Source organism: Winogradskyella luteola, from assembly GCF_019203985.1.
GTDB classification, from domain to species: Bacteria; Bacteroidota; Bacteroidia; order Flavobacteriales; family Flavobacteriaceae; genus Winogradskyella; species Winogradskyella luteola.
The window spans coordinates 238427-263479 of record NZ_JAGSPD010000003.1 but is presented as its reverse complement, the minus strand read 5'-3'; the positions used below and the strand labels follow the sequence as shown (position 1 = coordinate 263479).

Annotated in this window: 18 protein-coding genes; 13 read left to right on the top strand and 5 right to left on the bottom strand. The window is 34.9% G+C overall.

The features are described from left to right. Positions 1 to 29: 29 nt before the first annotated feature. The 6 genes from KCG49_RS05290 (at position 30) to KCG49_RS05265 (ending at position 6900) form a co-directional block, all read left to right on the top strand. Positions 30 to 422 (top strand): hypothetical protein, encoded by a 393-nt coding sequence (locus tag KCG49_RS05290; RefSeq protein ID WP_218545154.1) that lies wholly within the window; start codon positions 30 to 32, stop codon positions 420 to 422. A 130-nt stretch (positions 423 to 552) separates the two neighbouring features. Beyond that, positions 553 to 1008: a MarR family winged helix-turn-helix transcriptional regulator gene (locus KCG49_RS05285; RefSeq protein WP_218545153.1), complete on the top strand. Its 456-nt coding sequence runs from the start codon at positions 553 to 555 to the stop codon at positions 1006 to 1008. A 1-nt stretch (position 1009) separates the two neighbouring features. Further along, positions 1010 to 3418, top strand: coding sequence for a 3-hydroxyacyl-CoA dehydrogenase/enoyl-CoA hydratase family protein (locus tag KCG49_RS05280; RefSeq protein ID WP_218545152.1), 2409 nt, complete (start codon positions 1010 to 1012; stop codon positions 3416 to 3418). Between the two features lie 51 nt (positions 3419 to 3469). Beyond that, positions 3470 to 4660, top strand: coding sequence for an acetyl-CoA C-acyltransferase (locus tag KCG49_RS05275; protein WP_218545151.1), 1191 nt, complete (start codon positions 3470 to 3472; stop codon positions 4658 to 4660). A gap of 37 nt (positions 4661 to 4697) precedes the next feature. After that, positions 4698 to 5036 (top strand): four helix bundle protein, encoded by a 339-nt coding sequence (locus KCG49_RS05270; RefSeq protein WP_218545150.1) that lies wholly within the window; start codon positions 4698 to 4700, stop codon positions 5034 to 5036. A 52-nt stretch (positions 5037 to 5088) separates the two neighbouring features. Continuing rightward, on the top strand, positions 5089 to 6900 hold the full coding sequence (locus KCG49_RS05265; protein ID WP_218545149.1) for an acyl-CoA dehydrogenase FadE: 1812 nt from the start codon (positions 5089 to 5091) through the stop codon (positions 6898 to 6900). A gap of 123 nt (positions 6901 to 7023) precedes the next feature. On the opposite strand, the gene KCG49_RS05260 is transcribed toward KCG49_RS05265, so the two are convergent. After that, positions 7024 to 7863 (bottom strand): DUF8693 domain-containing protein, encoded by an 840-nt coding sequence (locus tag KCG49_RS05260; protein WP_218545148.1) that lies wholly within the window; start codon positions 7861 to 7863, stop codon positions 7024 to 7026. 204 nt (positions 7864 to 8067) lie between these two features. Here KCG49_RS05260 and KCG49_RS05255 point away from each other — a divergent pair, with 204 nt between their 5' ends. The 5 genes from KCG49_RS05255 to KCG49_RS05235 are packed head-to-tail and all read left to right on the top strand — an operon-like array spanning position 8068 to position 14481. Continuing rightward, positions 8068 to 9663 carry a nuclear transport factor 2 family protein gene (locus KCG49_RS05255; RefSeq protein ID WP_218545147.1) on the top strand — a complete coding sequence of 532 codons (1596 nt, stop codon included), beginning with the start codon at positions 8068 to 8070 and terminating at the stop codon, positions 9661 to 9663. Between the two features lie 57 nt (positions 9664 to 9720). Beyond that, positions 9721 to 10866 carry a DUF6265 family protein gene (locus KCG49_RS05250; RefSeq protein WP_256259874.1) on the top strand — a complete coding sequence of 382 codons (1146 nt, stop codon included), beginning with the start codon at positions 9721 to 9723 and terminating at the stop codon, positions 10864 to 10866. Positions 10867 to 10876: 10 nt separating this feature from the next. After that, complete coding sequence (locus KCG49_RS05245; RefSeq protein WP_218545146.1) at positions 10877 to 12223, top strand: M28 family peptidase; 1347 nt, start codon at positions 10877 to 10879, stop codon at positions 12221 to 12223. Between the two features lie 45 nt (positions 12224 to 12268). After that, positions 12269 to 13903, top strand: a complete 1635-nt coding sequence (locus KCG49_RS05240; protein WP_218545145.1) for a M1 family metallopeptidase — start codon at positions 12269 to 12271, stop codon at positions 13901 to 13903. A gap of 5 nt (positions 13904 to 13908) precedes the next feature. Continuing rightward, positions 13909 to 14481, top strand: coding sequence for a YdeI/OmpD-associated family protein (locus KCG49_RS05235; protein ID WP_218545144.1), 573 nt, complete (start codon positions 13909 to 13911; stop codon positions 14479 to 14481). Between the two features lies 1 nt (position 14482). Here KCG49_RS05235 and KCG49_RS05230 read toward each other — a convergent pair whose 3' ends face one another. Next, a complete protein-coding gene (locus KCG49_RS05230; RefSeq protein ID WP_218545143.1) occupies positions 14483 to 15211 on the bottom strand; it encodes a LytR/AlgR family response regulator transcription factor in 729 nt (242 codons plus the stop codon). Next, positions 15208 to 16278 (bottom strand): sensor histidine kinase, encoded by a 1071-nt coding sequence (locus KCG49_RS05225; RefSeq protein WP_218545142.1) that lies wholly within the window; start codon positions 16276 to 16278, stop codon positions 15208 to 15210. The genes KCG49_RS05230 and KCG49_RS05225 overlap by 4 nt, the downstream gene beginning before the upstream one ends. A gap of 189 nt (positions 16279 to 16467) precedes the next feature. On the opposite strand from KCG49_RS05225, the gene KCG49_RS05220 reads away from it, so the two are divergent. Continuing rightward, positions 16468 to 18867: a TonB-dependent receptor gene (locus KCG49_RS05220; protein WP_218545141.1), complete on the top strand. Its 2400-nt coding sequence runs from the start codon at positions 16468 to 16470 to the stop codon at positions 18865 to 18867. An 86-nt stretch (positions 18868 to 18953) separates the two neighbouring features. Here the strand turns inward: KCG49_RS05220 and KCG49_RS05215 are convergent, their stop codons facing one another. Both KCG49_RS05215 and KCG49_RS05210 read right to left on the bottom strand, forming a co-directional pair. Next, on the bottom strand, positions 18954 to 20417 hold the full coding sequence (locus tag KCG49_RS05215; RefSeq protein WP_218545140.1) for a MoxR family ATPase: 1464 nt from the start codon (positions 20415 to 20417) through the stop codon (positions 18954 to 18956). An 85-nt stretch (positions 20418 to 20502) separates the two neighbouring features. Then, complete coding sequence (locus KCG49_RS05210; protein WP_218545139.1) at positions 20503 to 21639, bottom strand: vWA domain-containing protein; 1137 nt, start codon at positions 21637 to 21639, stop codon at positions 20503 to 20505. Between the two features lie 123 nt (positions 21640 to 21762). Between KCG49_RS05210 and KCG49_RS05205 the strand changes: the two genes are divergently transcribed. Next, the gene (locus tag KCG49_RS05205) at positions 21763 to 24981 is read left to right on the top strand and encodes a WD40/YVTN/BNR-like repeat-containing protein (protein WP_218545138.1); all 3219 of its coding nucleotides are present in this window, start codon (positions 21763 to 21765) and stop codon (positions 24979 to 24981) included. Positions 24982 to 25053 lie beyond the last annotated feature (72 nt).

Here is a 25053-nt window from a genome sequence, read left to right as displayed (position 1 = left end):
GAGTATACTAACTAAAATTATATAATATTATGAAAACAAAAACTTTTGTAATTGCAGGACTTGTTGGAGGCGTAGTAGATTGGCTATTGGGCTGGCTATTTTATGGTATTCTATTCGCTGATTTTTTTCCACAACCTGAAGAAGGCAGCAATGCAATGGTATTCATTACACTTGGTTGTTTTGCATTTGCATTTTTCATGTCTTACATTTACAACAAATGGGCTCAAATAACTACCTTGGCTGGTGGTGCTAAAGCTGGTGCTGTAATCGGACTTTTTATGGGGCTAATAGCTAACTTCTTTGGTATGGCAATGGATATTGCCGTTGATTATGAGAAATTTGCTATAGATATGGCTATATCCATTGTAATGGCAACAATTGTAGGTGCAGTAATAGGTCTTGTAAATGGAAAAGTAGACTAGCAAACAATAAGATATATTAATATTTTATAAGCGTTTCTGATTCAGAAGCGCTTTTTTATAACTAAATTTTAAATAAATTTATTATGCATGCATAGTATTTTTTATTATATTTGGTGTTCAATCTAAAAGTATGAAAGACAAAACTATAGATTATGTACTGAGAACCACTTGGTTAGCAGTTAACAAAATGTACAATGAGGAGGCTTCAAAATTCGATACAACGATGGCAACAGGCTTTGCTTTACTCAGTATCGACCCAGAAAAAGGAACACCTTCAACCTCTTTGGGCCCAAAAATGGGAATGGAAGCCACAAGCTTATCTCGTACATTAAAAATGATGGAAGAAAAAGGGTTGATAATTCGTAAACCAAACCCTGAAGATGGTCGTGGCGTGCTTATTTTCTTAACTGAATTTGGTAAAGAAAAAAGAGAATATTCCAGAGAACGCGTACTGACATTTAATGATGCAATCCGTCAAAATATTTCCGAAGAGAAATTAAATCATTTTTATGAAGTTGCTGAAGTTATCAATAACATGATTTCTAATAAAAAAATATACAATCAAAAAGAACACATTCTAAAATAAGATGAGTAAACGTAGAATAAAAAAAATAGCCATTATTGGTTCTGGTATTATGGGAAGCGGTATTGCATGCCACTTTGCCAATATAGGTGTCGATGTCTTGTTGTTGGACATTGTACCAAGAGAACTTAATGATAAAGAAAAAGCTAAAGGTTTAACCTTGGAAGATAAAGTGGTTAGAAATCGATTAGTAAACGATGCACTTACAGCATCCATAAAATCTAAGCCTGCTCCACTCTATCATCCGTCATTTGAAAACCGAATTACAACTGGTAATCTTGAAGATGATATCGCAAAAGTTGCAGACGTGGATTGGATTATGGAAGTTGTCGTTGAGCGTTTAGATATAAAACAGCAGGTTTTTGAAAAACTAGAAGAACATAGAACACCAGGAACACTAATTACATCAAACACATCTGGCATTCCTATTAAATTTATGAGTGAAGGTCGTAGTGAAGATTTCCAAAAACACTTTTGTGGAACACATTTCTTCAATCCTGCACGTTACTTAAAATTATTCGAAATTATCCCTGGCCCAAAAACTGATGCTTCAGTTTTAGAGTTTCTAAATGAATATGGCGAAAAATTCTTAGGCAAAACTTCTGTTTTAGCTAAAGATACACCTGCTTTTATAGGTAATAGAATAGGGATTTTTAGTATTATGAGTTTGTTTCACACGGTTAAAGATTTAGACTTAACCATTGAAGAGGTTGATAAACTATCAGGTCCTGTTATTGGTCGTCCCAAGTCAGCAACATTTAGAACAGTTGATGTTGTTGGGTTAGACACTTTGGTGCATGTAGCTAACGGAATAAAAGAAAATTGTCCTAATGACGAGCGTAATGAATTATTTGTTCTTCCAGATTTCATCAGTACAATGATGGAAAATAAATGGCTGGGAAGCAAAACAGGACAAGGGTTTTATAAAAAGCATGTATCTGCTGAAGGAAAAAAAGAAATTCTTTCGCTCGACTTAAACACTCTGGAGTACAGGGAGAAAAAACGTGCCAAGTTTGTAACTTTAGAACTGACCAAAACCATCGACAAAGTTGCAGATCGTTTTAAAGTATTGGTAAAAGGAAAAGATAAAGCTGGTGAATTCTACAGAAAAAGTTTCGCCGCATTGTTTGCTTATGTTTCAAATAGAATTCCAGAAATCACTGACGATCTATACAAAATAGACGATGCCATGAAAGCTGGCTTTGGTTGGGAACATGGTCCTTTTCAGATCTGGGATGCTATTGGGGTTGAAGCTGGTATCGAAATGATGAAAGCTGAAAATTTAGAACCCAATGCTTGGGTAACAGAAATGTTGACATCAGAAAGTTCATCTTTCTACACCGTTAAAGATGGCGCAACTTATGCGTATGATATTCCGAAGAAATCACAAGAAAAAATTCCTGGTCAAGACAGCTTTATCATATTAGATAATATCAGAAAATCAAATGAGGTATTTAAAAACTCTGGTGTAGTTGTTGAAGATTTAGGAGATGGTATTCTTAATGTAGAGTTCCAGTCTAAAATGAACACCATTGGAGGTGATGTTTTAGCTGGGTTAAATAAAGCCATTGATATTGCTGAAAAAGATTTTGCAGGATTGGTTGTTGGTAATCAAGCAGCAAACTTTTCTGTTGGCGCTAACATCGGAATGATTTTTATGATGGCTGCCGAGCAAGAATATGACGAGCTCAATATGGCAATCAAATATTTCCAAGATTCTATGATGCGTATGCGCTACTCTTCTATTCCAACGGTTTCAGCACCTCATGGTATGACACTTGGTGGTGGTTGTGAGTTATCAATGCATGCAGACAAAGTGGTTGCCGCAGCAGAGACTTACATCGGACTTGTAGAGTTTGGTGTTGGTGTGATTCCTGGTGGTGGTGGTTCCAAGGAAATGGCACTCAGAGCTCAAGATACTTTTAGAAAAGGAGATGTAGAATTAAATGTACTTCAAGAATATTTCTTAACCATAGGAATGGCTAAAGTAGCTACTTCTGCTTATGAAGCCTTCGATTTAGGTGTTCTTCAAAAGGGGAAAGATATTGTGGTAGTCAATAAAGACCGCCAAATTGCTGTTGCAAAACAACAGGCTAAATTCTTGGCAGATTTGGGTTACACACAACCTGTTAAACGCAAAGACATTAAAGTGCTTGGTAAACAAGCTTTAGGTATGTTTTTAGTTGGAACTGACGCAATGAATGCAAGTAATTATATCAGTGAACACGACCAAAAGATCGCTAATAAATTGGCATATGTTATGGCTGGTGGTGATTTATCTGAACCAACTTTAGTGAGTGAACAATACTTATTAGACTTGGAGCGCGAAGCTTTCCTTTCACTTTGTACTGAACGTAAAACTTTAGAAAGAATCCAACACATGTTAAAAACTGGTAAGCCACTTAGAAACTAGAAGCTAGATGATTAGAAGCTAGGCTCGAACTTCAAAATAAACAATAAAAATATGAAACAAGCATATATAGTAAAAGCATACAGAACAGCAGTTGGAAAAGCACCAAAAGGTGTATTCCGATTTAAAAGAGCAGATGAGTTGGGAGCTGAAACCATTCAGCACATGATGAAAGAATTGCCAAACCTTGATGTTTCAAGAATTGATGATGTTATTGTTGGTAATGCCATGCCCGAAGGTTCTCAAGGATTGAATATGGCACGATTTATTTCTTTAATCGGATTAAATAGCGTTGATGTTCCCGGTGTCACGGTAAATCGTTTTTGTTCTTCGGGAATTGAAACCATTGGTATCGCAACAGCAAAAATTCAGGCTGGTATGGCAGATTGTATTATTGCTGGTGGATCTGAAAGTATGAGCTCTGTCCCTATGACAGGTTTTAAACCAGAACTAAACTATGATACAGTTAAAGCGGGCCATGAAGAGTATTATTGGGGAATGGGTAATACGGCAGAAGCTGTTGCCGAACAATTCAATGTATCTCGTGAAGACCAAGATGAGTTTGCATTCAATTCACACATGAAAGCCTTGAGAGCACAAGCCGAAGATCGTTTTCAGGATCAAATTGTACCTATAGAAGTTGAGCAAACGTATATAGATGAAAATGGGAAAAAAGCAACAAAAACGTACACAGTCACAAAAGATGAAGGTCCAAGAAAAGGCACTAACAAAGAAGCCTTGGCAAAACTAAGAGCTGTATTTGCTCAAGGGGGAAGCGTTACAGCTGGTAATTCCTCTCAAATGAGCGACGGCGCAGCATTCGTTATGGTGATGAGTGAAGATATGGTTAAAGAATTAAACATAGAGCCTATTGCTCGTTTAGTAAATTATGCAGCTGCAGGTGTTGAGCCTCGTATTATGGGTATCGGTCCAGTAAAAGCAATTCCGAAGGCATTAAAACAAGCAGGTTTAAAACAATCTGATTTAGATTTAATTGAATTAAATGAGGCCTTCGCTTCTCAATCACTTGCGGTAATTAGGGAATTAGACTTAAATCCTGATATTATAAACGTTAATGGTGGAGCGATTGCTTTAGGGCATCCATTAGGTTGTACAGGAGCGAAACTATCTGTTCAATTGTTTGATGAAATGCGAAAGCGTGATATGAAAGGGAAATATGGTGCTGTAACCATGTGTGTCGGTACTGGTCAAGGTGCTTGTGGGGTTTTTGAATTCCTTAATTAAAAAAGAAAGCAGAGAGTAGAGTAAAGAGAAAAGACTTATGTGTGCTAAACAGAGACATAATTATAAGAATCTGAAAATTTGGAAACTTGGATTAGAGATTACAAATGATATTTCAGATTTATTATTAAACTTTCCAAAGCACGAAAGATATGATTTAAGCTCTCAAATTAGTAGATATTCAGTTTCAATGCCAAGTAATATAGCTGAAGGTTCATCAAGAACCGATAAATCTTTCAGTCATTACTTAGACATCTCTTTAGGGTCTTCTTTTGAACTAGGAACACAATTATTAGTAGCAAAACATAGAAATTACATAAACGAAAATAATTTAAAAACACTTGAAGAAAAAATAGAAGACAATGGGATTTCAAAATAGTCTCAATTAAGGTCTATTCTCTATTTTCTATCTTCTTTAATCTAAGAATAGAATGGAAGCAACTAAAGAAAAAGAATTATTAAGAGGCGGACAGTTTCTAGTTAAAGAAACAAAATGTGAAGACGTATTCACACCCGAAGATTTTTCGGAGGAGCAACAAATGATGAAAGAAGCGGTTATGGAATTTAACGACCGTGAAATCATTCCTCACAAAGATAGGTTTGAAGCAAAAGACTATGCTTTAACGGAAGAGGTTATGCGCAAAGCTGGTGAACTTGGCTTTTTAGGGGTTGCCGTACCCGAAGCTTATGGAGGATTAGGAATGGGATTTGTTTCCACGTGCTTAACATGTGATTATATCTCTTCCGGAACAGGTTCTTTCAGCACAGCTTTTGGTGCACATACAGGAATTGGCACCATGCCAATAACGTTATACGGAACTGAAGAGCAAAAGAAAAAATACGTACCAAAATTAGCCACTGGCGAGTGGTTTGGAGCTTATTGCTTAACAGAGCCAGGCGCTGGTTCTGATGCCAATTCTGGTAAAACCACTGCTGAACTTTCATCAGACGGTAAATCGTATAAAATTAATGGGCAAAAAATGTGGATATCAAACGCAGGTTTTTGTAGTTTGATGATTGTTTTTGCACGTATTGAAGATGATAAAAATATTACGGGCTTCATCGTAGAATATGATCCCGAAAATCCTAACGGTGTAACTTTAGGAGAAGAAGAGCATAAATTAGGTATTAGAGCAAGTTCTACACGTCAGGTATTCTTTAATGATACTGTTGTTCCTGTAGAAAATATGTTAGCTGGTCGTGGTGAAGGTTTTAAAATCGCCATGAATGCCTTAAATGTTGGTCGTATTAAATTAGCAGCAGCATGTTTAGACTCACAAAGACGAATTTTAACTACGGCTGTACAATATGCTAACGAGCGCAAACAGTTTAAAACACCTATTGCAGACTTTGGTGCAATAAAGATGAAATTAGCTAAAATGGCTGCAGATGCTTACGCTGGTGAGTCGGCAACTTATAGGGCTGCGAAAAACATTGAAGACCGAATTGCGATTAGAGAAGCATCTGGAAACTCACACCAAGAAGCAGAACTTAAAGGTGTTGAAGAATATGCTATTGAATGTTCTATCTTAAAAGTAGCAGTATCAGAAGATGTACAGAATTGTTCTGATGAAGGGATACAAATTTTTGGTGGCATGGGGTTCTCTGAAGAAACGCCAATGGAAGCCGCTTGGAGAGATGCGCGTATTGCACGTATATATGAAGGTACAAATGAAATTAATCGAATGCTATCAGTTGGTATGCTCGTTAAAAAAGCAATGAAAGGCCATGTAGATCTTTTAGGTCCAGCAATGAAAGTACAAGAAGAATTAATGGGCATTCCTTCATTTGAAACTCCAGATTATTCAGAGTTGTTCTCAGAAGAAAAAGCGATGATTCGCAAACTGAAAAAAGCATTTTTAATGGTTGCTGGTGCTGCAGTTCAAAAATTTGGACCAGAGATGGAAAAACACCAGCAGTTATTGGTTGCAGCAGCAGACATGCTCATCAAAATCTATATGGCTGAATCTGCAATTCTAAGAACAGAGAAAAACGCTAAGCGTTATGGTGAAGCAGAACAATCTACACAAATAGCAATGGCTAAATTGTATTTATATAATGCCGTAAATATTGTTGATGATAAAGGTCGAGAAAGTATCATTTCATTTGCTGAAGGTGATGAACAACGTATGATGCTTATGGGCTTAAAGCGTTTTACAAAATATCAGAATTACCCAGATATCGTTGATTTACGCAACGAGATTGCTGAAAAAGTAAAAACAGAAAACAAATACTGTTTTTAGATTAAGTTTAAGTTAGAACTTAAAAGCCAATTCTACCGACTACCATCGGATTTGAATTGGTTTTTTTTATTAACTAATTTATTTAAAAAAAACTAGGGAAATAAAAATCGATAAAAAGTCAATTTAATATATAAGCATTTTCTGAGAAAAGGTTTCATGTCCTGTTTCTATAAGCACAATATAAATGCCTGTAGGTAGTTGATTATTAAATTGAATTTCTTGCCTTGTTGAGGATTCATTTAAAACATAATTATAAACCAACTGACCAGCTGTATTATAGATTGATAACCCTTTTAATGTTGTGTTAGACTTATTATTCAATACCAATGCATTTATAGTGCTACTATAATAAATCTCTAAATTTGTAATTTCATTTTCTTTGATTGATAAAGATGATGAAGGTTGTTGCGAATCTGTAAAAACCAATTCGAAGCGATCTAAATATTCACCTGCATCAGCATAAAATTCATATATGCTCTCTCTTAAGTTATGGTATACCTCAAGCTCTTTATCATACAAGTATATATTAAATTCTTCAGAAATATTTTCTAATCCATCAATACCGATTGTACTTAAACCATCAGTGTTTGTATGAAATCCCAATGGAAAACTTGAAGTTTCATCTACAATATCTGTTCCTTGAATTGTAAACATTTGCCCTTCAATTAACCAATACATATCATCATATTCTGTTACATAATATGCCCCATCATAACCCCAATCAATACCTGAAGTTGCATTCGTATCTTCGGTTAAAAGTAATTGTCTATGTAAAGTGTTAGGTGCAGTAAAACCTATTCTTATTTTACGTCTGTTATCATTATAAGAATTTGAGATTGCAGAATTTTTGTTCGAGACACAAATATCGTATTGTAATGTGTTAGTATTCGCAAATGATTTCCCAATAAAAACTACAGAAATTAATACGGAAGCAAATGCAATTTTTAATATAGTAGCTTTCATAAGTAGTTTATTATAAGTTATAAAGGACTTTACAAACCAACTGAAATTTCCCTGTGTATTGTTATTGGTTCTACAAAACGTACGATAAATCGTTAAAAATCTAAACTTTGCACATATTTCCGATGAAAAACGCATAACAACAAGCTCAAATATTCCGTTTAAACTTATTATTTCATAATTTTAAATGCGACAAACAAACTATATATGAAAGTAATAATAATACTCAGCTTTTTTTCTGTTCTTATGGGTTTTGGGCAATCCAACACCGAAGTCTTTTTATTTGATCTAGAAGTGACTGACAATAAAATAGAAGTTGATAATGGGAAGAATATTTCTAATAATGAAGGCTATGATAATCAGCCCGCATTTTTAAATGATGATAAAATACTATTCGCTTCTACAAGAAACGGGCAAACTGATATAGCACAATATCATGTTAATTATAATTCTAAGATATTTATCAACTCAACCGAAGGAGGCGAATACACACCATTAAAAATTCCTAATAAAAATGCTGTTTCTGCTGTAAGATTGGATAAAGATGGAAAGCAAAGGTTGTATGCTTATGACTTAAGCAACGGTGAATCTACCGAACTTATCAATGACTTAGTTGTTGCTTATTACACTTGGTATGATGAAAATACAACAGTTTCAGCCGTAATCGAAGATGAGCAACTCAATTTATTTGTTACCAATATTTCAGAAAACAAAAGCAGAAAATATGCTACTAACGTAGGGCGTTCATTTCATAAAATACCTAATTCCAAGCTTGTAAGCTTTATTTACAAAGAAAGTGATAAACAGTGGCAAATAAGATCTCTTGATCCTTTAACCGGCAAAAATAAACTCATTGCCAATAGCATGGAAGGTGTTGAAGATATTTGTTGGCTAAATGGCAGGACGCTTCTTTCTGGGAAAAATGGAACTTTATATAAACTCACATTAAAACGTGACAATAATTGGAAGAAAGTTGCTGACCTTTCATCTTATGGCATTGCTAATATTACACGATTGAGTACTAATCCTCAAGGTACAAAACTATTAATTGCTGGTGACTTAATCTCAGAAATGCCAGATACTGTTGAAGATACCAACACACCTAACGCCATTACTACCCAATCCATATTAACTGAAGCACAAGCAGCAGCTGCAGTGCAAAAACACGTGGAGCCATTTAACAAACGACAATTAAATGATTTTGCAAACACATTTGATAAAGATGTAGTGGTTAACAGATTCCCAAAAGATTATATGTATTCTGGCAGAAATGCATTAAAAGAAAATTATAGACAATTCTTTAAAAACAATGAGAAGGCTAACATTAAGGTTCTTAACCGCATGGTTCTGAAGAATAAAGTTATTGATGAAGAACTGGTAACTATTAACAATATAACTGTTAGACAAGCCACAATATATGATGTAGACAAGGATGGCATAAACGCCATGACTTTCATTAGAAACAAAAACGCAACCTCTAATCCAGAAACCATAGTAAATAAACAACTGGAAGCCTATAACACAAAGGATATTGACGAATTTACAAAGACGTATTCTAAGGACATCACATTACACTTATTTCCAGATGATCTAACAACAAATGGTAATGCTGACCTAAAAAAACGATATGATGCTATGTTCGAAAAAGTACCTGATCTTAATGCTGAGATTGTCAATAGAATTGTACTGGGCAATAAAGTTATAGATAAAGAAAAAGTAACAATTAACGGTAAAATCTATTATGCAATAGCCATTTATGAAGTTAAGGATGGCCTAATATCCAAAGTGACTTTTATACAATAAAACTATAATAGTGTCCCTTTTTTGTTTGAGACAAACGTTATAATAATAAAATACCATATGAAACTTTTAGTCACAATTTTACTTTTAGTAATATGCACTTTTACGTATTCGCAACAGAAAACACTAGAACCAAAACTAGAAAATATAGCATGGATTGCTGGTGCATGGCATGGTAATGCATTTGGTGGACAAACCGAAGAAATCTGGAGTGAGCCTTCTGGTGGTTCAATGATGGCCGCTTTTAAATTAATAAATGACGAAAAAGTTACTTTCTACGAAATTGTAATTATACGCGAAATCGAAAGCAGTCTTATTCTGCAATTAAAACACTTTGGCCCAGATTTAAAGGGCTGGGAGACCAAAGATGAAACCGTTGATTTTCCTTTAAAATATATTACAGAAAATAAAATCGTTTTTGAAGGTATTAACTTCGAAAAAGTTAGTGATATAGAAATGAATGTCTACGTAGATATTAAAAGCGAAGAAAAAACCGAGACCGTTAAATTCAATTATAAAAAGAAAATCCGCTTACCGAAACCTATTAACCAGCTCATTACAGTAAAGAAAGCCAAAAATAAGCCTGTTATTGATGGAAAAGCAGATGATAAAATTTGGTCCAATACCTCATGGCAACCATTAGATCAATTATGGCTTGGCAATGCGTATTCAGAAGAAGATTTTTCTGGTCGTTATAAGTTATCGTGGTCAGAGGATGCACTTTACCTTTTGGCAGAAATTAAAGATGATGTACTCATAGATAATAATCCCGATCCATTAATAGCTTGGTGGGACGATGATTGTTTAGAGATTTTTATAGATGAAGACAATAGCGGTGGCGAACATCAATATAATCACAACGCTTTTGCATATCATATTGATTTAGATGGAAATGTTGTGGATATGTCACCAAACAAAAAAGGTAAGCTTTATAATTCGCACATAAAATCTAAACGTAAAACAACAGGCAATACAACTATTTGGGAAGTAAAAATTTCTCTATATGATGATTCTTATAAGGAAAATGAAGAAAATAAAATTGTAAAATTGCAGAAAGGCAAAATCATTGGTTTTGCACTCGCCTATTGTGATAACGATACAAGTGAGCATCGCGAAAATTTTATAGGATCTGTAAAAGTTGAAGGTGATGACAAAAATAGAGGTTGGATAGACGCTAATATTTTCGGAACTTTAAAACTTAATTAACTAATCTCTTATGAAATATTTATTCATCTGTTTTACACTCTGTTATTCCATAGCAGTTTATTCACAAACTGACCAAAAAATCTATGACATAATTGATGCCATTTCAGAAGAACGTTTACAACATGATGTAAAAATACTAGCAGATTTTGGCACAAGACATACCTTGAGTGACACCGTTTCTGATACACGAGGCATCGGCGCGGCAAGACGCTGGATAAAATCGCAATTCGATACTATTTCTAAAGATTGCAATGATTGCCTAGAAGTTTTTTATCAAAAAGATTTAGTTGAAAAAGGACGAAACCAACGTATAGTAAAAGATGTTATGATAGTTAATGTGGTAGCGATTCAACGTGGTACAAAGTATCCAAATCGTTACATAATTATGAGTGGCGATATAGATTCTAGAGTATCAGACCCAACAGATTATACATCGGATTCTCCAGGTGCTAACGATAATGCTACTGGTATGGCTGGGGCAATCGAGGCCGCTCGTGTTTTATCTAAATACAAATTTGAAAATAGCATTGTATACTTAGGCTTATCTGGTGAGGAACAAGGCTTATTTGGTGGACAAGGCATGGCAAAATACGCTCAAGACAATAGCTGGCAAATCATTGGTGTTTTAAACAATGATATGATTGGCAATATATCTGGAATAGATGGTGTTATTGATAACCGTACATTTAGAATATTTTCAGAACCAACAACAACAGGAGAAAAAGATCCTAAAAAATTAGCTCAGCAAGCAAGGACAAGACGTTTTTATGGTGGTGAAGTTGATGGAATTTCGCGTCAATTGGCACGTTACGTTTATAAAACCACAAAAACCTATATGCCAGAAATGAACCCGATGATGGTTTATCGTTTAGATCGATTTGGCCGTGGTGGGCATCACAGACCTTTTAATGATGTTGGTTTCGCAGGAATTAGAATAATGGAAGCGCACGAAAACTACACACAACAACACCAAGATATTAGAACAGAAAATGGTATTGATTACGGAGATACGTTTGAGCATGTCAACTTTCCATATTGTAAAAAGCTAACTGCTGTTAATGCCATTACTATGGCTTGCTTGGCCTCTGCCCCACCTTCACCTAAGGAAGTTGCTATTGGTGGCATAGTAGAAGCTTCAGTAAAATTACAATGGAGTAAAGTAGAAACTGCCAAGGGTTATAAAATTTATTGGCGCGATACTACAAGTCCAACTTGGGATAATAGTCGATATGTAGAAAATACTACAGAATTCACCTTAGATGGTATTGTTATTGATAATTATTTTTTCGGTGTGGCTTCGGTTGGAAATAATGGTCATGAAAGCATAGTTGTATTTCCGAATAAAATAACAAAATAACTATCATTCCTGCGAGTATAGGGATCTAAAAAACAAAATCAAAGCATGTTAAAACAATTGCTGACTTTTATAGTTTTCTTTTTCAGTATGTTTGCCTCATATGGCCAATTACTTCAAGATAAATCAAACTTCACGCATCAAGACACACTTCGTGGAAGCATCACACCAGAGCGCGAATGGTGGGATTTAACCTATTACCACTTGGATATTGAAGTTAAACCTGATGAGAAATATATCTCAGGCAAGAATACCGTACAGTATAAAGTTCTGAAACCTAATACAGTGATGCAAATTGATTTGCAAGAGCCTATGGAAATCACGAAAGTACTTCAAGACAAAAAATCTCTAAGCTTTAAACGTGACGGAAACGTGTATTACATAATGCTACAAACTCAAAAAGTAGGAGATATTAATTCAATAGAAATTCATTACCAAGGCCAACCAAGAGAAGCTAAGCGTGCTCCTTGGGATGGAGGCTTTTCTTGGAAAAAAGATCAAAACGGAAAACACTTCGTAGCAACCTCATGTCAAGGACTTGGTGCTAGTGTGTGGTGGCCAAACAAAGACCATATGTACGATGAGGTTGATAGTATGCTGATTAGTGTTACTTACCCTAAAGGCTTAATGAACGTTTCCAACGGCCGACTAAGAAAGCTAGTAGAAAATGATAATAATACCGCAACATCACATTGGTTTGTATCCAATCCGATTAATAATTACGGAGTTAATGTAAATATTGGTGACTATACTAACTTTTCGGAAGTCTACGATGGAGAAAAAGGAAAATTGGATATGGATTATTGGGTTTTAAAATATAATCTAGAAAAAGCTAAAGAGCACTTTAAAGATGCGCCAAAAATGATGAAAGCTTTTGAGCATTGGTTTGGCCCCTACCCGTTTTATGAAGATAGTTTTAAGCTTGTTGAAGTACCATATTTGGGCATGGAACATCAAAGTTCAGTTACTTATGGCAACCAATACAAAAAAGGATATTTAGGCAACGATTTATCGCGTACAGGTTGGGGACTTAAATGGGATTTCATTATCGTACATGAAGGTGGACACGAATGGTTTGCAAACAACATTACCAATAAAGATGCGGCAGATATGTGGATTCATGAAGGTTTTACCGCCTATTCGGAAAACTTATTCCTAGACTATTATTATGGTAAGGAGGCATCTGCTGATTACGTAATCGGTACACGAGCAAATATTCAGAACGACAGACCTCTTATTGGCTATTATAAAGTCAACAAAGAAGGCTCTAGCGACATGTACTACAAAGGAGCAAACATGCTACATACCTTGCGTCAATTAATTGAGGACGACAAATTATGGAGGGAAATTCTTCGAGGTTTAAACTCAAAATTCTACCACCAGACAGTAACTACAAAACAAATAGAAGATTATATTAGTGAAAAGACCAATAAAGACTTAACCGCTTTTTTCAATCAATATTTAAGAGATGTACGTATTCCAACTTTAGAGTATGAAATTAAAAATGGTAAGCTAAAGTATAGATATATAAATATTGTTGAAGGCTTTGACATGCCTATTGAAGTTGAAATTGACGGAAAGACCGAATGGTTATTTCCAAAATCTGAGTGGAAAACAAAAACTGTTGAAAGTTCAGACTTTAAAATAGACAGAGATTATTATATTTATTCAAAGAAATTATAAATATTGTGGAATTTCCCGAACTCTATTTTGAACGTGATACAGACTGGTATGATTGGCTATTAAACAATCATACCAAACACAAAGTAGTTTATCTCATTTTCTACAAACTCGAAACAGGAATACCAACCATGCGCTGGGAAGAAGCTGTTAAGGTAGCTCTGTGCTTTGGCTGGATAGATTCAACCGTTAAAAGTTTGGGCAATGGCAAACGTAGGCAACACTTCTCGCCACGAAACCCTAAAAGTTCTTGGAGTGCACTCAATAAAAAATACATCATTGAACTTGAAGCTCAGGGGTTAATTCAGGAGTCTGGTTATAAAATGATTACGTTAGCAAAGAAAACCGGCAAATGGACCGAAATGGATGATGTTGAAAATGGTATTATTCCAAAAGACTTACAATTGGCCTTTTATAAAAATCCACAAGCTTACGAGAATTATTTAGGTTTTTCTAAAAGTTATAGAAAAGGCTATCTATCATGGCTAAACAGTGGCAAACGCGATGCCACCAAAGAAAAAAGAATCTCAGAAATTATAAGACTTTGTAATGCCAATATTAAAAGCCGTGATACTTGGTAAACTAATACATTAGTTTTTTAATATTTCCCATATATCCTCTACTTACTCTAACAACATCTCCATTTAGCATAGTAACATCATAGCTTTTGGTATACTTATTTAATTCCTTAACAGCCTTAAGATTAATTATAGACGAACGGTGAACCCTTATAAAAATCGCATCATTTAGTTTCTCTTCGAGTATAGAAATACCATAATTACTAACATAAGTTTTACTTTCGGTTACCAATTTTGAATAATCACCATAAGCTTCAATTCTTATCACTTCTTCCACAGCTATAGTCACTAATCTATTTTGACTTTGCACTAAAATACGTTCTGGGAACTTTGGTGCATCCATTAATAAGCTTTCTGTTAAAGGTCTAGCTTTATTCTCATCAGTATTATGTTTTAATCGGTCTACTGCGACCTTAAAACGCTCTTTAGTATAAGGCTTCAACAAATAATCAACAGCATGAACTTCAAAAGCTTTAAGAGCATATTGATCATAAGCTGTAGAAAATATAATCTGTGGTAATTCTTCTAAATGCGTAAGTACATCGAAACCTGTCATACCAGGCATTTGTATATCCAGAAAAACTAAATCTGGTTTAAACTCATTGATTATCTTCACCGCATCTACACCATTATTTGCCTCACCTAATAAAATTAACTCTGGATAGTCTTCCAAATATTCCTTAATTAATTGACGTCCTGCAACCTCATCATCTACTATAATTACTTTTCTCATATCGCAAAAGATATTTTTAAACCTTGAGGTTGGTTATCTGATAAACTTAAGGTGCTTTGATACATTTTTTCGAGTCTAAGCTTAATATTGGTTAGCCCTATACCCTTTTCAAAAACAGAAGTTTTGTCTTTAACACCTATACCAGTATCTGAAATCTCAAAATGTAATTTATCATGTTTCTTAAATATTGAAATACTAATTTTTCCACCTTCAATCAATGATGACAAACCATGTTTAATAGAGTTTTCTACTAAAGGCTGTAACAACATAGGAGGTACCATTTCATGCTTCAAATTATCTTCAACATTTACTTCTACCTGCAGTCGTTCTTGAAAGCGCTCCTTTTCCAAATCCAGGTATTTATTGACAAATTCCAATTCTTCTTTTAGAGGTACTTTTTCTACCTGAGAAGCTTTTAACTGGTAACGAAACAAGTCCGAAAGTTCAGCGATTAAATGTCGGGTTTTCTCATTCTTAGGCGGTACAGAAGCACTTATGGTATTAAATATGTTATACAAAAAATGAGGGTTCAATTGTGCTTTTATTGCAGATAATTCACTTTTTAGGGCTGCTGTCCTTAACTCACCTTCTAACTTTAGCTTTCGTCGGTTTTCGAGATAAAAGTTATAAGAATGCATAATACCAAACTGAAGAATATAGAATAATGCAGGTATATATATATCCCAAACACGACCTGTTCCTCCCAAATGATAAAAACCGATTTTTTCACAAATAATATAGTATAGCTGCTGCCAAACGATAACAAACATTGGTAGTAAAATTATATGCAGAAGTAATCTTTTAGACATTGACCAATGTCTAAGTTTTCTAAATAATAAATACCAAATAGGAATGGTAATTAAAAATTTAATAAAATAGTCTAAACCACTATCATCGATAACCGTTATAAGATTAAAAAATTTGTCATTCTTATCTGTATAACCTTGTCTATTTATATATAATGTAACGTAGTAAAAAATTGCAAAAAAGAAATAGAAACCAATAAAACATAAGAGTTCGCCAACTTTTATTGACATAAACCTCTTATTGTAAAACTTCTTTTTCATATAAATAAGATTTAATATTCAAATATACTTTATATATAGGCTCTATATCATCAAAAAAAGACGAGTTGACCTATATACCGACGAATGGGAATCCCTATTTATCGTCTTATATCCCAACTCAACAGTTATGACGTGTGTAAAATACACAAGTATTTCAAATTTGTCTCACAGAAATTTTAATACAATTCTATGAAACCGTTTACACTACTCTTGCTATTGCTTTTTGGGTCCATTACAGCACAAAATTCTATTACAGGAAAAATCATATCAGAAGACCAACAACCAGTTCCATCAGCAATTATATCATTATTAAATACTGAAACCAGTGGGTTTATAAAAGGTGAACTTTCTGATGACTTAGGAAACTTTCAATTTAAAAATATTAAAAATGGTTCGTATATGCTTATGATAACCAGCCTTGGTCTAAAAGATTATAAGTCAGAAGCTTTTGTATTGAGCAATAATGATAAAAGCTTCTCTAATATTATAATGCTTGAAGATTCCGCCGAGTTAGACGAAGTCACTATTGTTGCCGAAAAGCCAATGATAGAAGTTAGAGCAGACAAAACTATTTTTAATGTTGCAGGAACCATAAATGCCATTGGAGATTCTGGCTTTGAGTTATTACGAAAAGCACCAGGCATCATTATTGACAACTCAGATAGTATTATTGTTGAAGGTAAAACTGGTGTACTATTTTACATAGATGGTAGACCCTCTGTATTAAGAGGGTCAGATCTGGTAAACTTTCTCAAAACTTTACAAGCAGCAGATATCGAGTCCATAGAAATTATAACTCAACCCTCATCACGTTATGATGCCGAAGGCAATGCAGGTATTATAAATATAATATTAAAAACAGATAAGTCATTAGGTACCAATGGTACAGTGGCATCGTCTTTAACCATTGGTGATTTTGCCAGAACCAGTAATTCTATATCCTTTAACAACAGAAATAAAAAAACAAGTATCTATGGTACTTATAATAACTTCTTTGGAAAAAGCACCGGTTTCATCAATCTTAATCGTACGCAAAATGAGACAAACTTTAATGCAAGAACAGAAAGTGTTTTTGACAGTAATCGTAACAATATAAAGCTTGGTTTTGATTACTATGCCAATAAGAAATCTACTTTTGGAATCATTATTAATGGTAATTTTAATAACTCTAATTCCGAAAGTGATTCAAGAACTCCAATTACACCAAGTGGCGCAAATAACCCCTCAGAAGTTCTTGTAGCTGGTAGTGATTCTAAAAACAGAACTTCTAACCTATTTACAAACATTAACTACAGATTTAAAGATACTTTAGGGCATGTTTTAAATATAGATCTAGATTACGGAAAGTATGATAGCGAGCGCGAAAACCTGCAACCTAATCGCTATTTTAACGGAGATGAAACACAAGTGCTAAGTGAAAATATCGTCTTCTTTGATACACCAATAGACATTTCAATCATATCTGGCCAAATAGATTACGAGCAAAACTTTTTAAAAGGGATCTTGAGTCTTGGCGTAAAATATTCTAAAGTAAATACCGAAAACAGTTTTGATGCCTATGATAGAACTAATGGTAATAATGATTTAGACGAATCTCAATCCAATGATTTTAATTATGATGAACAGATTAGTGCCGCTTACTTTAATTACAGCCGAAAACTTGATAAGTTGAATTTACAGTTTGGACTGAGAATGGAGAATACCATTTCAGATGGTCAATTAGAGAGTAATCAAGTGAATGCTAATAATCGTGTAAAACGCAATTATACCAATTGGTTTCCTAGCGGAGGAATTACCTATCAAATGAATCAAAAAAACAGCTTAGCTCTTATTTACAGTAAGCGTATACAACGACCAAACTATCAGAGTTTAAATCCATTTCAGTATAGAATTGATGAGTTATCGTTTAGACAGGGCAATCCATTTTTGCAGCCTCAGTATACGGATAACATAAAGTTATCGCACACCTATAATTACAGGTTAACCACATCATTAAGCTATAGCTTTATATCCGACTTTTTTGCTCAGGTTACCGAAGCTGTTGGTGATGACCAAAACTTTATCATTCAAAGAAATGTAGCCGACCAAAAGATAATTAATCTCGGTATTTCATATCCCACAAAATTTAATGATTGGTGGCGTATTTATTTTAGTGTAAACGCCTACCGAAGCATCTATGAAGCTACTAACCCAGACTTTGTATCAACCAGACAAAATACATTAAGCCTATATGCGCAAAATACATTTAAGCTTCCTAAAGCTATTACGTTTGAAGTTTCTGGATGGTACAGTTCACCTTCGGTTTGGGGTGGCACTTACGAAACCCGAAGTCTCGGGTCTTTAAATTTAGCATTCCAAAAGAAATTCATGGATAATAAACTCACTGCTAGATTAGGATTTAATGACATTCTATTTACATCTCCATGGCGAGGTACTACACGTTTTGGAGACTTATTTATTGATGGCAATGGTGGAAGCGATAGCAGACAAATACGCTTTAGTGCTACCTATAATTTTGGAAGAAATGAAATTAAAAAAGTACGTAAACGAAAAACGGGCATAGAAGCCGAAAAAAATAGAATAGATTAAGATTTAAACTGTGTATTATTTTACTGGGTTTTAAGTCATCAAAAAGGCAATAAAAAAGGAAGCCAATTGGCTTCCTTTTTTAAAATTTATAATCCACTAATATAACTGCCATAAAGATCTTTAATCTGCAAACCTTCTGAATAACGATACTTACTAAGCTTTTTAAACTGTACCAATCCCCAAAGGATAAACTCTTTTTCAAAATAAACATCGCGTTTATCAATGTCTGGTTGGTAATCCGCCAATAATACATCTAAAGGTGTTACTTCATCCAGTTTAGCTTTATAAGTTGCGTCATCATACTCATCTAACAATTCAAAACCTTCACCATTAAAAAACCAAGACACTAAATCATCATAAGGTGTTTCTTCCCCTTGCTTTTCTAGCTTTTCAATTTTTGGGAAGTATTTCGGGAATAAAGTTTTAATAGCCTCATCCATTAAAGTATTGGCAACAAAATCAGCACCTTCTTGCTCACCTTCATATACCAATTCTACTTTACCTGTTATGGCAGGAATCACTCCAATAAAATCTGATAAACGTACTGTAGTTTTATCATCACCAGCAATTAGAGCACGTCGCTCTGCGGTACTCAACAGATTTTCAAAAGCAGTAATACTCATACGTGCACTGACTCCACTTTTTACATCAACATATTCACTTTCACGAGCTTCAAAACTAATTTGTTCCAATAAATCTTTTGCCAGATCAGGTACATAAACAACATCTGCTTGGCGTTTATCTAAATTTGCTTCTTGCGAAGTAATCATTCTTGCCGTTTCTACTGTATCAGGATAGTGCGTTAAAATCTGAGAACCAATTCTATCTTTCAATGGCGTGACAATACTGCCGCGGTTGGTGTAATCTTCAGGATTCGCAGTAAATACAAATTGCATATCTAACGGCAGGCGTAATTTAAATCCCCTAATCTGTATATCACCTTCTTGTAAAATATTAAATAATGCCACCTGAATTCTGGCCTGCAAATCTGGCAATTCGTTAATTACAAATATGCAACGATTGGCACGTGGAATCATTCCATAATGAATCACACGATCATCGGCATAACTCAATTTTAAATTAGCTGCTTTTATAGGATCCACATCTCCAATAATATCAGCAACCGTAACATCTGGTGTTGCTAATTTTTCTGCAAAACGCTCGTTACGATATAACCAAGTAATTGGTGTACCGTCACCTTTTTCGGCAATCAATTCTATAGCAAATCTCGAAATAGGCTGTAATGGGTCATCATTAACTTCTGAACCTTCCACAACAGGAATATATTCATCCAATAAATTCACCATCATACGTGCCAGACGGGTTTTTGCCTGACCTCGAAGTCCTAATAAATTAATATTATGTCTCGATAAAATTGCCCGCTCCAACTCAGGGATCACGGTATTCTCATAACCATGAATACCTTTAAAAGTAGTAACCTTATTTTTTATATTTTCAATTAAGTTATCTCTCAGTTCATCTTTAATAGACTTTGATTGGTATCCTGCTTTTTTTAATTCTCCTAGTGTTTTTATAGTCTCTATTTTCATATATATTTTTTAGAAAAAGATTCTAGAAAAAAGAAAATAGATTTAGTCGTTTTTCTTCTATTCTCTTTATTCTTTTGTCTTTTAATTAGCCTTTAATTCTTCTTTTTCTATTGTTTTCGTAATCTTCAAAAATCATCTCGCCTAAGCCTTTCAATCCTGTATAAAATGCTTTGCCTCTATTGGCTTGCGTAAATTCTCTAATAAACCGCATTAAATAGGGATCTTCTGCAATCATAAATGTGGTTATAGGAATATGCAAACGTCTGGCTTGTTGTGCCATTGCGTAACACTTATTTGTGATATATGGATCTAGACCATTACTGTTTTTGTAGTACTGACCGTCTGGCATACGTAAGCAACTTGGTTTACCATCTGTAATCATAAATATTTGCTTATTGGTGTTGCGTTTTCTCCGTAGCATGTCCATAGCTAATTGTAATCCTGCAACAGTATTGGTATGGTAAGGTCCAACTTTTAAATACGGTAAATCTTTAATTTTTATAGGCCATGCATCATTACCAAATACTAAAATCTCTAACGTATCCTTTGGGTATCTCGTGGTGATTAATTCCGATAAAGCCATAGCTACTTTCTTGGCAGGAGTAATACGGTCTTCTCCGTATAGAATCATACTGTGACTAATATCAATCATTAGTACTGTACTCATCTGGCTTTTATGTAGCGTCTCTTCTACCACCAAATCATCTTCAGTTAAACTGAAATCTCCTATTCCATTATTAATCTGCGCATTACGTAAACTTTCGGTCATGGATACTTTATCTAAAGCATCCCCAAACTGATACGCCCTAAAATCGCCAGTATGCTCATCGCCTAAACCAACTCCTTTGCTTTTATGATTGCCCGAACCACTGCGCTTTATTTTACCAAAAATATGATCTAAAGCCTGTTGGCGTATGGCACGTTCGGTTTTAGCCGTAATAGTAGTTTTGCCTTTACCATCGCCATTTTCTGTTGGGTCTATCTCTTCTCTTATGTAGCCTTTATTTTTAAGGTCTTCGATAAAATCATCAATCGTATACTCTGGTGTAGTAAGCTCATATTCTTTATCCAATTGACGTAGCCAATCGATGGCTTCATCAAAATCTCCAGAGGTATAGGTAATTAATTCCTTAAAGATTTCGAATAATTTATCAAAAGGAGATTGATGAGGTGCTTCATAGGTTTTAAAGACAAAACCCGCTTTTTTTCTTTTCTCTTCCATTGTTATGTAAAAATAACGCTTTTTTGAATTAAAAAACAGGCTTTAAAACACCTTAACACCACATTAAGATTTGTAAAATTTCTTTTTACTAATTTTAAACTTTTCTGAACTAACCCAAAAATAATGAGAAGCTATTTATCTCTGCTTTTACTAATCTGTATAGCAACACTTTCTGCACAAGAATTTTCAATGGATATGGTCAAAAATATGGCACCGAGAAATATTGGTCCAGGCGGTATGTCTGGTCGTGTTACGGCTATTGATGTTGTCCTTAACAATCCTGATGTAATGTACGTCGGCACCGCTTCTGGTGGGCTTTGGAAATCAACCTCTGGCGGTATAAAATGGGAGCCTATTTTTGATGAAGAATTAACGGCATCTATTGGAGCAGTAGAAATTCAACAATCTAACCCTAGCGTAATTTGGGTTGGCACAGGCGAAGGCAATCCACGCAACTCGCTTAATGGCGGTTATGGAGTTTATAAATCGCTTGATGGAGGAAAAACATGGATGGCTATGGGCTTAGAAAAAACAAGACATATCCATAGAATTATCGTGGATCCAACAAATCCCGATATCGTTTATGTTGGTGCTATTGGTTCTCCTTGGGGAGAACATCCTGAGCGTGGGGTATTTAAAACTACTGATGGTGGGAAAACCTGGAATAAAATCTTATTTGCCAATAATAAAACCGGAGCTGCAGATTTAGTGATGGACCCTACAAATCCGAATAAATTAATTGCGGCCATGTGGGAGCACAAACGCGATCCATGGTTTTTTAACTCTGGCGGTGAAGGTTCTGGTTTGCACATTACATATGATGGTGGTGAAACTTGGAAAAAAATCACCGATGAAGATGGTTTCCCTAAAGGAAATTTAGGTCGAATTGGTATAGCCATAGCACCAAACAAACCGAATATTATTTATGCTTTGGTTGAAGCTAAAAAGAATGCTCTATATAAAAGCGAGGATGGTGGTTTTAAATGGAAAAAAATAAATGACAAAAATGACATTGGCAATCGTCCATTCTACTATTCTGAAATCTATGTACATCCACAAAATGAAAATAGGGTTTATTCCGTATTCACCTACGTAAATGTTTCAGAGGATGGAGGAAAAAACTTCACTCAACTGATGCCAGCTTATGGAGTGAGCAATGGTGTACATCCAGATCATCATGCATGGTGGATTCATCCAAACAATGGTAATTTTATGATAGATGGAAACGATGGTGGTATGAATATCACTAAAGATGGAGGAAAAACATGGCGGTTCATTGGTAACCTACCTGTGGCTCAGTTCTATCATATTAACATCGATAATGAATATCCATACAATGTCTATGGTGGTATGCAAGATAATGGTTCTTGGCGAGGGCCAGCTTATGTTTGGCGTGCTCAAGGCATTAGAAATAGTTATTGGCAAGAAATTAGTTTTGGAGATGGTTTTGATGTAGTTCCCGATAGAGATGATTCTCGTTATGGCTGGTCAATGAGCCAGCAAGGTTTTGTAAGCCGTTACGATTGGCAAACAGGAAACAACTATGGTGTAAGACCTACACATCCCAATGCTGATGTACGATTGCGTTTCAATTGGAATTCTGCAATAAATATTGATCCTTTTAATAATAGCACGATTTATTTTGGTAGTCAATTTGTTCACAAATCCACTGATAAGGGTGAAACTTGGGAGGTTATATCTCCAGATTTATCGACTGACGATCCAGAAAAACAAAAACAGTCTGAAAGTGGTGGCTTAACTATGGATGCCACTGGTGCAGAAAATCACTGTACCATTTTGGTGATTGAGCCATCGCCTGTTGAAAAAGATATGCTTTGGGCAGGCACTGATGATGGCAGGGTTCATTATACCACAGACGGAGGAAACAATTGGAACGAAGTCACAAAAAACATTAAAGGATTACCAACTGGAAGTTGGATTGCGCAGATTAAAGCATCGAATATAAATAAAGGTGAGGCACTTTTAATTGCTAACGACTATAGACGTTTTAATTACACTCCTTATGCCTATAGAACTAAGAACTATGGCAAAACCTGGGAACGTATCGTCAATGAGAATGATGTACAAAGCTACACTTTAGCCATAGTTGAAGATTTAGTAGAACCAAATCTTATGTTTTTGGGAACCGATGATGGCTTGTACATTTCTATAAATGCAGGCAAAAAATGGACGAAATGGACGGAAGGCTTTCCTACAACATCAGTAAAGGATTTAGTCATTCAACCTAGGGAGCACGATTTAGTTATTGGAACTTTCGGAAGAGCCGCATGGGTTTTAGATGATATTAGGCCATTAAGAGCAATGGCAAAAAATGCGTCTACAATAAATTCTAACATACAATTGTTTGAGCCGCCAACTGCATATCAAGTGGCTTATCAGCAACCAACCGGAAGTCGTTTTGGAGGAGATGCTCTGTATAATGGCGAAAATCGTGATAGAGGTGCTCGTTTTTCTTACCTCTTCAACAAACAGGAGGTGCCAAATAAAGAGGAAAAGGAAGCGAAAAAGGATGATGACGTTATTAAGAATAATGAAGCATCTATGGATGAAAAAAATACGATCAAATGGGATTCGCTGACCTTAAAGTTATATGACGGCAATCGTTTAATTAGAACTTTAAAACGAAAAGCACCTAAAGAAAATGGCATCCATAAATGGACTTGGTATATGAATGAGGCAGGTGTTAGCAGACCATCAAGAACAATTAGAAAAGAAACTAGAGAGCCAGCTGGTGTATCTGTAAAGCCAGGTACTTATAAAGCAGTTTTGCATTATGGTAACCTAACGTCTGAAACTGCAATAAAAGTAGAATCGGATCCGAGGCTAAATGTATCTCAGAAAAATATTGATGAAGTTTATGCTACAGCTAAACAACTCGAACAATTACAAAAAACGGCCGCAGATGCCGTAAAACAATTAGTTGAAAGTAAAGGTATTGCTGAGACTTATAAAAAAGAGTTATCTGAACTGGATAAAGAGCAATACAAAGATGAGATTGATGCTTCAAAAGAGACCGTAAAAACCATAGATAGTTTAATAGATAAATACTTAGGTAAAGTAGATAAACGTCAAGGTATAACTAGAAATCCCGAAGTCACCCCATTACAACGCTTAAGAACTGCACAGAGCTATACTTATAATAGTCAAACGGGTTTAACCTCTACTGAAACGACCTTAATTAAACATGCTAAAAATGCGCTAAATGAATTTTTCAGCGAAACAAATACTTTTTTTAATAAGCAATGGAAAGACTACGAAACTCGTATGAGGCAAGTTGAAACCAATCCTTTTAAGGAAATAAAAACCTTTAAAATAGATTAATTATTGAATAAGACGTTGTTTGGAAAAATGAGTTGATTTCTAATTCAAGGCTGTAAGACTAAGCCTGTTTAC

Bases quoted from the DNA above. Each gene is read 5' to 3' on its own strand.
- KCG49_RS05290 (WP_218545154.1), top strand. From the start codon at position 30: ATGAAAACAAAAACTTTTGTAATTGCAGGACTTGTTGGAGGCGTAGTA.
- KCG49_RS05275 (WP_218545151.1), top strand. From the start codon at position 3,470: ATGAAACAAGCATATATAGTAAAAGCATACAGAACAGCAGTTGGAAAA.
- KCG49_RS05270 (WP_218545150.1), top strand. From the start codon at position 4,698: ATGTGTGCTAAACAGAGACATAATTATAAGAATCTGAAAATTTGGAAA.
- KCG49_RS05210 (WP_218545139.1), bottom strand. From the start codon at position 21,639: ATGGAAGAGAAAAGAAAAAAAGCGGGTTTTGTCTTTAAAACCTATGAA.
- KCG49_RS05230 (WP_218545143.1), bottom strand. From the start codon at position 15,211: ATGAGAAAAGTAATTATAGTAGATGATGAGGTTGCAGGACGTCAATTA.
- KCG49_RS05265 (WP_218545149.1), top strand. From the start codon at position 5,089: ATGGAAGCAACTAAAGAAAAAGAATTATTAAGAGGCGGACAGTTTCTA.
- KCG49_RS05255 (WP_218545147.1), top strand. From the start codon at position 8,068: ATGAAAGTAATAATAATACTCAGCTTTTTTTCTGTTCTTATGGGTTTT.
- KCG49_RS05220 (WP_218545141.1), top strand. From the start codon at position 16,468: ATGAAACCGTTTACACTACTCTTGCTATTGCTTTTTGGGTCCATTACA.
- KCG49_RS05240 (WP_218545145.1), top strand. From the start codon at position 12,269: ATGTTAAAACAATTGCTGACTTTTATAGTTTTCTTTTTCAGTATGTTT.
- KCG49_RS05280 (WP_218545152.1), top strand. From the start codon at position 1,010: ATGAGTAAACGTAGAATAAAAAAAATAGCCATTATTGGTTCTGGTATT.
- KCG49_RS05215 (WP_218545140.1), bottom strand. From the start codon at position 20,417: ATGAAAATAGAGACTATAAAAACACTAGGAGAATTAAAAAAAGCAGGA.
- KCG49_RS05285 (WP_218545153.1), top strand. From the start codon at position 553: ATGAAAGACAAAACTATAGATTATGTACTGAGAACCACTTGGTTAGCA.
- KCG49_RS05225 (WP_218545142.1), bottom strand. From the start codon at position 16,278: ATGAAAAAGAAGTTTTACAATAAGAGGTTTATGTCAATAAAAGTTGGC.
- KCG49_RS05245 (WP_218545146.1), top strand. From the start codon at position 10,877: ATGAAATATTTATTCATCTGTTTTACACTCTGTTATTCCATAGCAGTT.
- KCG49_RS05260 (WP_218545148.1), bottom strand. From the start codon at position 7,863: ATGAAAGCTACTATATTAAAAATTGCATTTGCTTCCGTATTAATTTCT.
- KCG49_RS05250 (WP_256259874.1), top strand. From the start codon at position 9,721: ATGAAACTTTTAGTCACAATTTTACTTTTAGTAATATGCACTTTTACG.
- KCG49_RS05205 (WP_218545138.1), top strand. From the start codon at position 21,763: ATGAGAAGCTATTTATCTCTGCTTTTACTAATCTGTATAGCAACACTT.